We start from the raw sequence: 13654 nt of genomic DNA on the forward strand, positions 1-13654 counted from the left end.
ACTCCTGTGAAAGCCGGGTGACAGCTGCGTCACCCGGTGGTCCTGTGTGGCGCTTATTGGTAGTCGGTCATGCTCAGCGGCACGGGCGGGTAATTGCGCTTCACCAGCGCCTGGGCCCACAGCTCCAGCACGGCGCGGCGGCTTTGCGGCATGTCGCGGGTAATCGGCATCGCCAGGGTGCTTTCCTCCTGGTACGCCTTGCTGATCAGCACAATCAACTGGTCGACGGCGCCCTCGATGCGCGTCAGGTTATTGAGCGGCATGTACTTGCTCATGATCGGGTACAGGTAATAGAACGGCTGCAAAATGAACGGGTAGATGAAGGTCTCCCAGATCAACTTGCCGGCGTCTGCACGCTGGTAAATCAGGTTCCAGGCGTTGACGAAGTCCTGCTGCATCTGCGGTTCCTGCGGCAGCACGCGCAGCGGTGCAATGAAGTCGGTAAAGGCCTGGTTGAGTGGGAAGCTGAACGGAATCACCGGCGCCTGCTGGCCGTCCTGCACAAAGAAACGCAAGGTCGGAAACCCCGGCGCCTGGGCAGTGACGGTCAGGTTGGCGATGCCATTGGCGTCGGTCTTGATCTGCGCCAGGCTGTAGTTCACCGGGCTGTTCAGTGGGTCTTGCAGCGTGCCTTGCATGGCAATCGGGTTGGCGAACGTGAGCGTTGGGCTCAAGGCGACAGCGGCCGGTGTCGGCAGAAATTGCTGGTAAGTCACCGGCGTCGTCTGATCGGCCGACACCGCCAGCCGGGTGGCCATGAGCTGGCGCCCGGTGCCCTCGGTGATCTGGCCAGGCACGGCCTTGGCACCGCTGAACTGCGGCAGGTTCGGGCTGTTGTTCGCCGGGTTCTGCGGGTCGTTGTAGAACAGCGTGAAGTCCGCCGCGTTGCTGAACGCCAGGTAGTAATCCGTGGTGCACAGCATGTAGGCATTGCCGTATTCGGCCACCCACAACACCGTGCCTTCCGGCGCCGGCTGGCCGTCGTATTGCACCATCACCTGCAGGGTCTTGGTGTCGCCCACGTCGATAAAGCCGGCGCTCTGCACCACTTCGGCGGTCCACAGTTGCTGGGTCGCAGCGATGATCGGCGTGGTGCCTTGCTGTTGCAGTTCCAGGGTGCCGGTTTGCAGCTGTGCCTGGGCTTGCACGGTCAGCGGCAGGTCGAGGATGCCGGCGCGTTTGTCGAACGCCAACTGTTGATAGTCCTCATACCCGAAGCTGGCCAGCGGGCTGAATTGCGTGCCCTGGCGGATACCAATCTGGTAGTCGCCGGCCTGGTATTTGGCGGCGACGGGGATGTCGGCTTTGCTATCGATGGGATAGAACGGGAAGGCGTTGCCCAGGTCCAGGGACAAGGTAGTGCCATGGGCCTGGGCCGAGATCACGCCCAGTTGCACCTGGCTGGTGGTGCCCGGTGAGGTTTTGTAGATCGGCACCTTGGCGGCCGGCACCAGGCGCCTGCCTGCCGGGGCGGTGGGGAACTCATCCTCAAACCACAGCCCCAGGCTGCCCACCGTGCGGCTGTAGGCGGGGTTGAAGAAAATATCGCCGACATTGTCCAGCGCCTGTTGATACATGGCCTGCACCTTGGCCTGGGCCGCAGGCGTAGAACTGTGGGTGTCGATAGGCGGGTAGTCGTTGAAGATGCCGTTCTTGTCGTAGCAGGTCAGGTAAGTGGTAAAGCGGAACATCAACCCCTTGGCGTTTTGTTGCGCCATCTGCGCCTGCAGGTTTTGCAGCAGGGCCGAATTGCCGATCACCCATTCAAGGTTTGCCTTGGGAAAACACGTCTGCCAAGTGGTGGTGACGTAGGCCAGGCCGCCGAGGTTGGCCCAATTGAAATTGAGGAAACGGTCGAGCATGCGGTGTTCGCGGTTGAGCGTCAGGCCGCATTGCGCATTGCCCAGCACCAGCTTGTCGAAGTACAGCGCGGTGAAGGTGTTCTGCCACGGGCTCACGTCGACAAAGCGCGCAGGAGAAGAGGGTGCGCCGCCGAACGGATTGCCGAGCAGTTGATAGCTCTGGTTGATCAGCGGGTCCTGGCTTACATAACCACCGTTGGGCAACTCGCCCCCGGTGATCACCGACTGGGTCTGGTTGTAGCTCACGGTGCCGCAGGCGTTGTCGCCGAACAGGTTCCATTCACCGGGAATCATCGGCGAGCTCAACTGCCCGGCGTTACCGGGCACCTGCATCACATAGTTGGGCACGCTGGCCGGCGCCAACGGCGCAATCGTCCACGGCAGCAGGGTGCTGGCGGCATTCAACGGCGTGATGTCGAAGGCCTTCAGGAACGGCCAGTTCATCTGCATTTTCACCGCATCGTAGAGCGGGTACATGTCGTTGTTGTTGGCGGTCGGCGGGTTCCAGAACATATGGCCGCCCAGGTAGATACGCGGGAAATTCAATACGCTCATGTCATGCTCCTTAGCGTTGCCACTGGGCGCGTTTGAGCGACCAGACAAAGTCCAGTTTGTGATACCCGACAAAGTCGGAAGCCGGCAGTGCGGCGGTGGGGTAGACGATGCCGCCCTGTTGTTTGAGGGCGAAATTGAAGTAGCCCTTGGTCGGTGAATACGCGGCGGTGCCGTGGCAGGCGAAGCACGAAGACATGTTCTGGAAGGCCGACTCCAGCTGGGAGTTGGCGAGCAGGGTGGGCGTGGTGTTGGACTGCACGCCGATCAGCTCGTACTGCGCCAGCGTCGGGTAACTCGCCTGAAAGCTGCTATTGACCGGTTGCGCCGCCGCCGTCGGCCCGGTGCTGTTGGTCATCGGCGTGGGCGGGACCGCGTTGGTCACGGTGTACTTGCTGTTGTTGCGGTTCTCAAACGTGGTCCACACCCAGTCGGGGTTGAGTTTGTTGATCACATGCAAGCCGCTCAACGCGGCATAGCCGACCACGTACTGGTTGCCCTGCTGGTAGTAGGTCTGGGCGATGTAGTAACCATCGTTGGCCAGTTGTTGCTGATAGGTCGGGTTGTTGCCGATCCACAGCCAGGCGGCCTTCAACTCCCAGGCGCTGGAGGGGAAGTTCAAGTCGCTGGTCAACGCGGCCTGGCCATTCACGTTGTAGACCTTCTGCTGCACGATGTAGTTGAAGGTGTCCGGCCCCATCAACAGCTGGAAACGCACGGCCTGGCCTTGCTGGGCGGGCGGCACCTGGCCGCCCATTTCCAGGATCAACCCGTCCACCTGTTGCGTGGCGTTGAGGTTGTGAAAGGTGCGATTGGCGTTCATGCCCATCGCCTGGGCTTGCGTCAGCACGGCGGCCGGCACCGGCACGCGCTGGGCGTAGGGCAGCGGTTGTGCGCCGTTGGCCAGGTAGACCTGGTCGGAAGGCTTCATGGTTTCCCAGACCAGATCGGCGCTTTGCGAGGCAGCGGGTTGGTTCAGGCAGACGAACCAGTTCCAGGCCAGGGTCTCGGGGCTCTGGGTAAAGGTGGTTCGGGTCTTGTCGATATTGCCGCCAAACTGCAGAAAATCCGTGCAGTCGAACGACGTATTGGTGCCTTGGGCATGGGCCAATCCGGCCAGTGCACTCAAGACAGTGATAGATAAGGCTCGCCGCATGGAAGCTCCTTGGCATTGGCCAGTTCAGCGTGTGGGCGCCCCAGGAAATGTTCCAGGAGCAGTTGTTTCACTGCCGTTGCCGCAAGCTGTTGCGGTAACGCCAGATCACAATTGGTGATCAGCAAGGGGCCGGTCTGCACGCTGCTCGGCAGGCGGCCGTGGCTGCCGCGGACCAGCGTGGTGTCCAGCGGGATCAGGTCCATGTAGTAGCGAAAGCCGAGTTTTTTTTGCAGCAGGCGGCGCGCCACTTTCAGCGTGGGGAAGCGAATCGCCGGGTCGACAAACAGCTCGACCGGGTCGTAGCCGGGCTTGCGGTGGATGTCCACGGTGCGCGCAAAATCCGGGGCCTTGCACGCGTCCAGCCAGTAGTAGTAATCGAACCAGTAACCCGCTGCGGCCACGGCCACCAGCTCGCCGCTGCGGGGGTGATCGAGCTGCCAGGCGCGCTGTTCATCCTTGTCCAGCACCTGCTCGATACCGGGCTGGCGTTGCAGCAAGGCCTTGACCCGAGGGATGTCCTGCGCCTGCTTCACATACACATGCGCGATTTGATGGTCTGCCACGGCAAACGCCGTACTGGCGCCGGGGTCGAGCAATTCCCAACTCAGGGACTGGCGCACGTGCAACAGGCCTTCGGCGCGCAATACGCGGTTGATCGACACCGATTGCGTGACGGCTTCGATGCCGTATTCGGAGAGCAGCATCACCGCCGCGCCGTGCGCTTCGGCGAAGTCCAGCAGGCGCCCGACCTCGGCGTCGATGGCGCGCACTTCATCGGCAATCGACGGGTGATCCGGCCCCACACGCTGCAAGCTGTAATCGAGATGAGGCAGGTAGATCAATTGCAGGTGCGGGCGACTGATCTGGAACTCGGCCATCGCGCACTCGACGATCCAGCGGCTCGACGCAATGCCCGCCGCCGGCCCCCAGAAACCGGGTAACGGGAACTCGCCGATTTGCGCCTCGATCTGCTCATGCAAACCGGGCGGTGACGAATACAGCCCGAACTGCTTGCGCCCATCGGCCGGGTAGTGCGGGCGCGGGGTGATGGCGGCGTCCACGTCGGCGTACATGTTGTACCACCAGAACAACTGGCTGCAGCGAAAGCCCGGGAGCTCACGCTTGAGCGTGTGCCAGACCTTTTCGCCCTGGATCAGCGCATTCGGTTGCAGCCAGAAGCGCACCTCGGCCTGGTCGCGAAAGTACCAGCCATTGCCGACAATCCCGTGCTGCGACGGCGGCGCGCCGGTGAGGATCGAAGCCTGCACGGTTGAGGTCACGGCGGGGAACACCGGTTGCAGATGGGCCATCTTGGCGGTCTTGAGCAGGGCGTTGATATGCGGCGTCGCGTCACCCAACAGCGACGGCGTCAGCCCGACCACGTTGATCAGCAGCAGCGGTTGCTCAGAGGGCATCGGCGTACGCCTCCTGCGCCAGGGTGCGCAACAGGTTGCGTTGGCGCAATTGCTCCTCGACCCAACGGAATTCCGCCGCAATGCCAGCCAGCTGGGCGGGCTCGGTGGCGGGTCGCAGCTCAGCGGGCAGCACGCCCCAACTGTAGGTTTCGACTTCCAGTACCGGGCGAAAATCAGCATGCGCCGCCAGGTAATCGAACGTCTGCGCCAGGGCCACCTGGCTGCCGCTGAGTTCGGGCAGCAGCAGGTGTCCGCTGAACAGCGGGATGTGGAAATGAATGCGCAGTTCGCTGAACCCGGCGCAGGTGTGCAGGGCGGCGGGCAGGTCCGGCCAGGCGCGCAAGCGGCCCTGGGCATCCAGGGCTTTGACCTGATGCAAGTAAGTGGCTTCGGCAAAGCTGCCCAAGGTCGCGAGCACGGTTGCACGGTGCGCGTCGGCTTCAGGTGGCAGGCGGCAAATCATCGCGTTGGACAGCTGAATCTTGCCCACCGGCACCCGCGCCTGATGCAGCCTTTGCAGCGACTGGTAGCAGTCTTCGAACATCACCGCTTGGTGGCACACATCAAAACACAGCGCCAGGTAGGCATGGTTGGGGTCGATGGCTTGCCGACGCTGGAAGAACGCGATGGCCTGCTCGGTGTTTTCCAACACGCAGTCCGGCTCCATCTCCAGGCAGAACACGATCTTCTTGCCGGTTTCCCCATGCAGGCGGGCGAGGGCGGCGGTGAGTTGGCTCAAGTGCGCATCGGCGCGCGCTTGTAACGTCTGCGTCCAGGTGGCGGCGTAGCCCAGCGGCACCGTGGAAATCACCCCTTGGCGGCAATCGGGCGGCAAGGCGTCGGCGAGGATCCGCGCCAGGTCGAGGCTGTAAGCCAGGCGTTGCGGCTCGGCCCAGTTGGGCAGGTAGACCTCGGCTTTCACCGCGCCCTGATGAAATTCGCCATAGGGAAACCCGTTCAGCGAAGTCAGGCGCAGGCCCGTTTGATTGAGCTGATCCAGAAACTGCGCACGCGCCGAATGTTCCTGTAACTGGGCCGCCGCGTGGGCGCAAATCCACAGGCCGCTGTCCTGTTGCGGCAGCCCACGGAGGCGGCGCACGCCTTGAAAGTGCTGCTCGATGGAGGCGCTTAACCCCGCCAGGTCTCGGGTCGGGTGCACGTTGCTGCAATACCCGACCTGCGCGGCCGTCCAGCCGCTGCCGACACTCATTTGACCACCGGGTCCTGGCCGCGCAGGGCCGAGTTTTCCTGCCATTGCTTGCGCTGGTCGATGGGCAGCGGTGTGCTGACCAAGGCCTTGTCCAGCTGGCCGCTTTGGGCAAAAAAGTCCACCGGGTTGTGGAACAGCACCTGTTCCACCTGGGCTTCAGTGAAGCCTGCCGCCAACATCGCCTGGCCGGTCTTGGGCACTTTCAGCGGGTCGCTGATGCCCCAGTCGGCCGCGCTGTTGACCACCATTTTCTCGGTGCCGTATTCCTTGAGCAGCGCCACCATGCGCTGCTCCGACATCTTGGTGTTGGGGTAGATCGAATGCCCGCGCCAGCACTCGCTGTCGAGCACCAGCGGCAAGGTCAGTTCGTTGAGGTGGTCGATGATCACCAGGTGCTCGGTGATCCCGACTTCGCGAATCACCGCCAGGGTGCGCTTGGTGCCGCCGACCTTGTCGCGGTGCGGGGTGTGCACCAGCACCGGCAGGTTGAATTGCTTGGCCAGTTCCAGCTGCGCGGCGAGAAAACGGTCCTCTTCCGGCGTGATGTCGTCGTAGCCGATTTCGCCCACCGCGACCACGCCGTCTTTAACCAGGTAGCGCGGCAAAATCTCCAGCACTTCTTTGGCAATCGACAGGTCGTTGGCCTCCTTGGGGTTCAGGCCGATGGTGCAGAAGTGATGAATGCCAAACATGCTCGCGCGAAAGCGTTCCCAGCCCAGCAGCGTGTCGAAATAGTCGACGAAACTGCCGACGCTGGTGCGCGCCTGGCCTTGCCAGAACGCCGGTTCGATCACCCCGGTAATGCCGGCGGCGGCCATGTTCTGGTAGTCGTCGGTGGTGCGGCTGACCATATGAATATGCGGATCGAAGTACTTGAGCATGGTGAATCCTCGTCAAGGAAAAGGGCGGCGTTGGGCGGTGTCAGTTCAGGTAGGCGTGCCATTCCGGCGGCAGGCGCAGGCTGCGCAAGCGTTGCAGTTGCGCCGGGCTGAGCAGGTCGAAGGCGATCACTTTGGGCAGGCCGGGGGACACGGTGCGCGCGGCGGCGAGCTGTTCGTCGAGCAGGTCGAGGGCCAGCTGATTGAGCGTGACGCCGTGGCGTTGGGTGAGGCCGACCAGGCGCCCGATGTCGAGGCCCATGCCCAGCGCCTTCAACACCAACTGGTGAAACGCGCGCTCCGAGTAATGGCGTGACGGGTAGGCGGTGTCGAGGGCCAGGGCGGCAAACACCTGCGGGTTACTGGTGCGCCCGGCCTGCAAGGCCAGCGCCACGCACAACCCGTCGCTGTCGAGCCAATCGAGGGCGCTGAGCAGAGCGGCTTTTTCCTGATCGTCACCCCACAGGAACAGCTGGTGCAGCAGCGGCAACTGCTCGGCAGCCGGGGTGTGTTCGAGTGCTTGGGCCAGCAGCAACCCACGCGCCAACGTGACGGCAGGTGCTGGCAGGTGACGTTTGCACTGGCCGCTCAACAACGCCGCCGTGGTCGCGCCGGGGTGTTGGGCAAGCTGTGCCTGCGCCTGCTGCCACCACGCCAGTTCGCTGGCATTCAGTTGCTCGGTCAGGGCTTGAAGGTGTTCGGTGAGGCCATCCTGGCGCATGTTCATGTCGGCTTGATCCAACGCTGAAAGTGGGGAAGCAGGAAAAACACCAGCACACACAACAGACTGCCCAGCGGCTGGTTGGCCACCGCCAGCACCAGCGCGTCGAACAGCGGCAGGGCGGCCAGGCCTGCGCCGATAAACGCACGCACCTGGCGCTGTGGCGGGTTGGCCAGGTGTTTCCAGTAATGCCAGCCCAACCAGCCAAGCCACAGCAGCAACACCGGCCAGAACCACAGCGTGTTGGAATAGAGCGCCAGGGCCAGCGGGCTGAGCATCAGCAGCAACGGCAGGCGGCTGATCAACTGGTTGCGATGTTCCTGGCGGGCCAGGTAAGTCAGGCCGCTGATGTACACACCGAGCAATATCGCGCACAGCCAGATCGGCTCCGCTGGCACCGCCAGGCTGGCCGCCGCCGTGAGGTACAGCGCCGAGCGGCAGGCACCCATCAACCACACGCTGTGGGCGTATTTCTTGTGCAGCAAGTTGTAGCCGACGATGCAGCCCACCAGCAGCAGCACACTGCCGAGCAGCCAATGCGGCTCGTCGATCAGGCGGCTCAGGCCCAGCACCGCAGCGGCGGCGAGTATCAGCAGCAGCGCTGTGGCCCGGCCCACCTGCTGGCGGCTGGCCAAGCCCAGGGTGATCGGGCGCGGGTTGTGGTGTTGCCGGTCCCAGTCGGCGTCGAGCCAGTCGTTCAACAGCATGCCGGCCAGGTACAGCAACGACAGCGTGATCAGCAGCAACCCCCACACCAGCGACGACGGCGGTGCCAATGCGCCGGCGCTGCTGGCGAGCAGGGCGGCAGCCAGGGTGTTGGTCCACACCGTGGGCAAGTTGGAGACGCGCCCGAGGGTCATCCAGGTTTTCATCGGGCTCATTGTGCGTAACCCTCGCCCAGGGGCAGCGCTGCATCGCTTGCGCTCGACAGCCGTTGCAGCGCCGCCTGCATCGTCGCGCTGTCGATCTCATGCAGGTCCACCGACTGGCCAATGCGGCTAAGCATCGGGATCGACAGTTGCCCGCCCAAGTGCTGGCGGAACTCCTCCAGGCCGAGCAACAACGGTGAGCGGCCCTGGGCATCTTTCAACGCCAGCTCCGGCGGGCACAGGTTGAAACCCAGCGTGCGCAACAGGCGCATCACCCGTTGCGTGTCGGCATCGCTCAACAGCCCCAAGGCATTCGCATACAGCCCGTCCAGCGCCATGCCCACCGCGACGGCTTCGCCATGGCGCAGCCGGTGGTGGCTGAGATTTTCCAGTTTGTGCGCGGCCCAGTGCCCGTAATCCAGGGGGCGACCGTTGCCGCGTTCGAACGGGTCGCCCGCCCCGGTGATATGCGCCAGGTGCAGCTCGGCGCAGCGACGAATCGCGTAGCGGCTGGCGCTGTGCTCGAAGTGGGCGAGGGCGTCGGCGTGTTGCTCCATCCATTCGAAGAACGCCTGGTCCTTGATCAGCGCTACCTTGACCGCCTCGGCCAACCCGGCGATCTGGTCGCGACGTGTGAGGCTGGTGAGCAGTTGGAAGTCATTGATCACGGCGGTGGCGGGGTAGAAGGCGCCCAGCAGGTTCTTCTGGCCGAAGGCATTGATGCCGTTTTTCACGCCAATGCCGGCGTCGTTCTGGGCCAATACGGTGCTGGGAATGCGGATCAGCCGAATGCCACGGTGGAAGGTGGCGCAGGCGTAGCCCACCGCATCCAGCACCGCGCCGCCGCCCAGGGCCAGCACGTAGCAATGCCGGTCCAGGCCGTGTTGCAGCATGTCGCTATAGAGCTGTTCCAGCACCTGTGAGGTTTTGCTCAGTTCACCGGCCGGCACGGCGATGGGCGCGGTTTTTAACTGCAGGTCGGCATGGGCGGCGAAGTAGGCGTCGATCTGTTCCGCAAGCGCTGGGGCGCTGTGCAGCAGTTGTTCATCGGCGAACACCATCACCGTCACCGGCGCAGCGTGTTGTGCGATGAGTTCGCGGTGCAGGCACGGGTTGGCCGGATCAAACAGATGGTCGGTGAAAATCACCGGGTAGTCGTAACTGACCTCGAAGCGTCCGCGCAGCGGCTGTTCCACACTGGGCTTGGGTTTGAGCAGGCTGTAACCGGCCACAAACGCCAGCGGCAACACCATGCTGGCGAGAATGGTCACCAGCAGTGCGTGCTGCTCGATCAGCAACGTGCCGATGGCCGTGTAAGCCAGTGCCAGTCCCGCGTTGGCCAGTGTGGTTATCAGCAAAAACGCGCGCAGCGGGTAGCGCTGCATCCCGGCGGCCACCACTGAAGTTTCCGCCAGCACCGGCACACCGCGCAGGCAAATCAACGACAAGGTGCCCAGCCGATACGCCAACTGCCCAGGCTGGCGCTGATGCAAGCCAAGGCGGCCGGACAGCAAGCGCAAGTAACCGGCGCCCAGCGCGTACCCCAGCGCGGCACCCAGGCACAGCCCGATAAAAATCACCAGGTAGCCACCGAGGCTGCCGAGCATGGCGACTGCCAGCAACGCGACCATGCTCGACGGCACCGGCAGCACCACGTCGAGGGCGAGCAAGGCGATCAGCAGCAGTGCCAGGTTAAGGGCTTGGGCGGTGGTGGAAGGTTGGTACAGGTTGAGGTGAATCAGGAAGTCCTGGATCTGTTGTTCAAACAACAGGAAGCTGGCAATCACCAGCACTGAAAAACCAAACAACGACAGCCAGAAATGTTCGGCTGGCGCCTTTTTCGAGAACGCACGATACCCGCGGCTGCGCTTCATCAAAGCATCCCTTTTGAGAGTTAAGACTAAGTTCCGTGTCAGTGTTAGGCGCTGTTTTCAGAGCAATAGAGTTCCTCGCCTGTACGGCAGGTTGTGTGCGTAATGGCTGATGGCTTTCACGGTATTCATGAACGTAGCCGGTTGTGGTTTTTTTGCAAGTTTGCGCAGCTATGAGTTTGAAAGCGGAGTTTAAGCGCTGCGTGTGTGGCGAGTTTTATCCATGCTTTACAATTAGTTGTATGGCTTTTTTTAAAGTGTCAAGAAGCTGTTGTCACTGGCTTTCGCAAGTAACAAGTTCAATACAAGGTCTGGATATTGGTTATTTGGATTATTGCCGCTGGCTATAAGAAGTTTGTTTATAAGTGGTTGTCGAGAACGATTCCGCTTAAGTCGTATGCATGAGTTTATGACTCACCCGTTAAACCGGAAGCCGTCTGACAACTTATCCTTTAGATAGCCAACTAACGTACTGACCGATTTCGGCACATGGGGCGAATACGGCCGTATCAGGTAAATCTCATCGGCAAACGCGCCCTTTAGCGTCCAGCCCTTGAGCACCTGCACCAAGGTGCCACTGGCCAGCGCGGCCTGCGCGCTGAAGTCCGGGAGCAGGGCGATGCCCAGGTGGTTGAGCGCCGAGTCGCGTAGCGCCTCACTGTTGTTGGTCGAAAAGCTGCCGGCGATGGGCACGGTCACGCGTTCAACCTTCTTGCCGCCGCGTTCGAAGGTCCAGGCCGGCTGGTCGCTGCCGCGTGGGTAGTACAGGCAGTTATGCGCAGTGAGGTCGCCGGGTTCGCGCGGTTCGCCGTGCTGTTGCAGATAGTCGCGCGTGGCGACCAATACCGAACCGGTGTCGCACAGTTTCCACGCCACATGGGTTTCCGGCACCTGGAAGCCGTGCCGCACCGCCAGGTCGTAACCTTCGGCCGCCAGCGAACTCAAGGCATCCGACACATCCAGCTGGATACGCACCTGCGGGTACAGCTGCAAAAATTCCGACAGGTGCGGCACCAACTGCTGACGGGCAAACGCCACCGGCGCGGTAAGGCGCACCAGCCCGCGAATCTCACCGGCAGAGTCGCGCACCGACGAGAAGCTGCGCGCGATATGTTCATAGGCGCTGCGCACTTCGCGGGTCAATGACAGCCCGGCATCGGTCAGGCGCACGCTGCGCGTGGTGCGGGTGACCAGGCGCGTGCCGGTGGCTTTTTCCAGGTCCGAAATGCGCTGGCTGACCGCCGATTTGCTCACGCCCAGGCGTGCGGCAGCGGCGGTGTAGGTACCGTGTTCTTCCAGCACCGACAGCCAATGAATGTGGGTCCACAGCCCTTCGATCTCGGATTTTTCCATAACGCTATTGTTCGCCTATGAGGACAATCAGTTCTGGATTCTGCTCTGGTTTGGAACAAACCGAAAGCCTATCGTGTGTTCCAACGCTACCCACCTGGGATACCTGCCATGACCACCACGATTGAGCACTACATCAACGACCAGCGCGTTTCCCGCGATGATCGCTATCAGGACGTCTACAACCCGGCCACCGGCGAAGTGACCGGCCGCGTCGCGCTGGCCAGCCGCCAGACCGTGGGTGAAGCCGTCGCCGCCGCCCAAGCGGCGTTTGCCAACTGGGCTGATACGCCGCCCATCCGCCGCGCCCGCGTGTTGTTCGAATACCTGCACTTGCTGCGCGAACGCAAGGACGACCTGGCGCGCATCATCGTCGCCGAACACGGCAAGGTCTTCACCGACGCCCAGGGCGAAGTCGACCGGGGTATCGACATCCTCGAGTTCGCCTGCGGCATTCCGAACCTGCTCAAGGGCGAGCATTCCGACCAGGTCTCGCGGGGCATGGACAACTGGACGATGCGCCAGCCCCTGGGCGTAGTGGCTGGCGTCACGCCGTTCAACTTCCCGGTGATGGTGCCGATGTGGATGTACCCCATCGCCATCGCGGCGGGCAACACCTTCATCCTCAAGCCAAGCCCGACTGACCCGAGCGCGTCGCTGTTCATGGCCGAGCTGCTGCATGAAGCCGGCTTGCCCACAGGCGTGTTCAACGTGGTGCAGGGCGACAAGGAGGCGGTGGATGCGCTGCTCGAACACCCGGACGTCAAGGCCGTGAGCTTTGTCGGCTCCACGCCGATTGCGCAATACATCTACGAAACCGGTGCGCGTAATGGCAAGCGCGTACAAGGCCTGGGCGGCGCGAAAAACCACATGGTGGTGATGCCCGACGCCGACATCGAAAAAACCGTCGACGCACTGATGGGCGCCGCCTACGGCAGTGCCGGCGAACGCTGCATGGCTATCTCGGTGGCGGTGCTGGTGGGCGAAGTGGGTGACAAAGTCATTGCCGCCTTGACCGAGCGCGCGAAGACATTGCGCATCACCGACGGCCGCGATTTAAAGGCCGAAATGGGCCCGATTGTGTCGCGGGCAGCGCTGGAACGCATCAGTGGCTACATCGAACAAGGCGTGCAAGCCGGTGCGCAATTGCTGCTCGACGGCCGTGACTATGTGCCCACCGAACCCGGCCTGGAAAATGGCTTCTGGCTCGGCGCGACCTTGTTCGACCACGTGACGAAAGACATGAGCATCTACCGCGAAGAAATCTTCGGCCCGGTGCTGGCCTGCGTGCGTGTGAATGACTTTGCCGAAGCGATCAAGCTGGTCAACGACCACGAATTTGGCAACGGCGTGAGCTGCTTTACCCGCGACGGTAACATTGCTCGCGAGTTTGCACGGCGTATCGAGGTGGGCATGGTCGGCATCAACGTACCGATCCCGGTGCCGATGGCCTGGCACGGCTTTGGTGGCTGGAAGAAGAGCCTGTTTGGCGACATGCATGCGTACGGCACTGAAGGCGTGCGCTTCTACACCAAGCAGAAGTCGATCATGCAGCGCTGGTCGGAGAGCATCGAACAAGGCGCGGAGTTTGCGATGCCGGTGTCCAAATAACGCAAGATCACCGTAGATCAACTGTGGGAGCGGGCTTGCTCGCGAAGGCGGTGTGCCAGCCAACTCATGTGTCACTGATCCACCGCATTCGCGAGCAAGCCCGCTCCCACAATTTGACCGAGTTCAACTGCCAGCCCCGTAGTGCTCTGCTTTTCTGTG

At 62.5% G+C, this 13654-nt stretch carries 10 protein-coding genes; 1 reads left to right on the forward strand and 9 read right to left on the reverse strand.

What is annotated here, in order from left to right:
- Positions 1 to 53: 53 nt before the first annotated feature.
- The 9 genes from PspR76_RS12800 to PspR76_RS12840 form a co-directional block, all read right to left on the reverse strand.
- On the reverse strand, positions 54 to 2417 hold the full coding sequence (locus tag PspR76_RS12800) for a hypothetical protein (RefSeq protein ID WP_159955707.1): 2364 nt from the start codon (positions 2415 to 2417) through the stop codon (positions 54 to 56).
- Positions 2418 to 2427: 10 nt separating this feature from the next.
- Positions 2428 to 3570 (reverse strand): hypothetical protein, encoded by a 1143-nt coding sequence (locus tag PspR76_RS12805; protein ID WP_159955709.1) that lies wholly within the window; start codon positions 3568 to 3570, stop codon positions 2428 to 2430.
- Positions 3540 to 4985 (reverse strand): alkaline phosphatase family protein, encoded by a 1446-nt coding sequence (locus PspR76_RS12810; RefSeq protein WP_159955711.1) that lies wholly within the window; start codon positions 4983 to 4985, stop codon positions 3540 to 3542. The genes PspR76_RS12805 and PspR76_RS12810 overlap by 31 nt, the downstream gene beginning before the upstream one ends.
- Complete coding sequence (gene eboE / locus PspR76_RS12815; protein WP_159955713.1) at positions 4975 to 6195, reverse strand: metabolite traffic protein EboE; 1221 nt, start codon at positions 6193 to 6195, stop codon at positions 4975 to 4977. The genes PspR76_RS12810 and eboE overlap by 11 nt, the downstream gene beginning before the upstream one ends.
- On the reverse strand, positions 6192 to 7076 hold the full coding sequence (locus tag PspR76_RS12820) for a TatD family hydrolase (protein ID WP_159955715.1): 885 nt from the start codon (positions 7074 to 7076) through the stop codon (positions 6192 to 6194). Before PspR76_RS12820 ends, eboE begins: the two co-directional genes overlap by 4 nt.
- A gap of 40 nt (positions 7077 to 7116) precedes the next feature.
- Complete coding sequence (locus tag PspR76_RS12825; RefSeq protein WP_159955717.1) at positions 7117 to 7800, reverse strand: EboA domain-containing protein; 684 nt, start codon at positions 7798 to 7800, stop codon at positions 7117 to 7119.
- A complete protein-coding gene (locus PspR76_RS12830) occupies positions 7797 to 8666 on the reverse strand; it encodes a UbiA family prenyltransferase (RefSeq protein ID WP_159961417.1) in 870 nt (289 codons plus the stop codon). Before PspR76_RS12830 ends, PspR76_RS12825 begins: the two co-directional genes overlap by 4 nt.
- Before the next feature lie 5 nt (positions 8667 to 8671).
- Positions 8672 to 10537, reverse strand: coding sequence for a 3-dehydroquinate synthase (locus PspR76_RS12835; protein WP_159955719.1), 1866 nt, complete (start codon positions 10535 to 10537; stop codon positions 8672 to 8674).
- A gap of 411 nt (positions 10538 to 10948) precedes the next feature.
- Entirely contained in the window at positions 10949 to 11887 is a 939-nt protein-coding gene (locus tag PspR76_RS12840; protein WP_159955721.1) for a LysR family transcriptional regulator, read from the reverse strand.
- A gap of 108 nt (positions 11888 to 11995) precedes the next feature.
- Here PspR76_RS12840 and PspR76_RS12845 point away from each other — a divergent pair, with 108 nt between their 5' ends.
- Positions 11996 to 13495, forward strand: coding sequence for a CoA-acylating methylmalonate-semialdehyde dehydrogenase (locus tag PspR76_RS12845; RefSeq protein WP_159955723.1), 1500 nt, complete (start codon positions 11996 to 11998; stop codon positions 13493 to 13495).
- The last annotated feature ends 159 nt before the right edge of the window (positions 13496 to 13654 follow it).

Origin of the sequence: Pseudomonas sp. R76, from assembly GCF_009834565.1 — a bacterium.
In the GTDB taxonomy this organism is placed as follows: Bacteria; Pseudomonadota; Gammaproteobacteria; order Pseudomonadales; family Pseudomonadaceae; genus Aquipseudomonas.

Bases quoted from the DNA above. Each gene is read 5' to 3' on its own strand.
- PspR76_RS12820 (WP_159955715.1), bottom strand. From the start codon at position 7,076: ATGCTCAAGTACTTCGATCCGCATATTCATATGGTCAGCCGCACCACC.
- PspR76_RS12805 (WP_159955709.1), bottom strand. From the start codon at position 3,570: ATGCGGCGAGCCTTATCTATCACTGTCTTGAGTGCACTGGCCGGATTG.
- PspR76_RS12845 (WP_159955723.1), top strand. From the start codon at position 11,996: ATGACCACCACGATTGAGCACTACATCAACGACCAGCGCGTTTCCCGC.
- PspR76_RS12830 (WP_159961417.1), bottom strand. From the start codon at position 8,666: ATGAAAACCTGGATGACCCTCGGGCGCGTCTCCAACTTGCCCACGGTG.
- eboE (WP_159955713.1), bottom strand. From the start codon at position 6,195: ATGAGTGTCGGCAGCGGCTGGACGGCCGCGCAGGTCGGGTATTGCAGC.
- PspR76_RS12840 (WP_159955721.1), bottom strand. From the start codon at position 11,887: ATGGAAAAATCCGAGATCGAAGGGCTGTGGACCCACATTCATTGGCTG.
- PspR76_RS12825 (WP_159955717.1), bottom strand. From the start codon at position 7,800: ATGAACATGCGCCAGGATGGCCTCACCGAACACCTTCAAGCCCTGACC.
- PspR76_RS12835 (WP_159955719.1), bottom strand. From the start codon at position 10,537: ATGAAGCGCAGCCGCGGGTATCGTGCGTTCTCGAAAAAGGCGCCAGCC.
- PspR76_RS12810 (WP_159955711.1), bottom strand. From the start codon at position 4,985: ATGCCCTCTGAGCAACCGCTGCTGCTGATCAACGTGGTCGGGCTGACG.
- PspR76_RS12800 (WP_159955707.1), bottom strand. From the start codon at position 2,417: ATGAGCGTATTGAATTTCCCGCGTATCTACCTGGGCGGCCATATGTTC.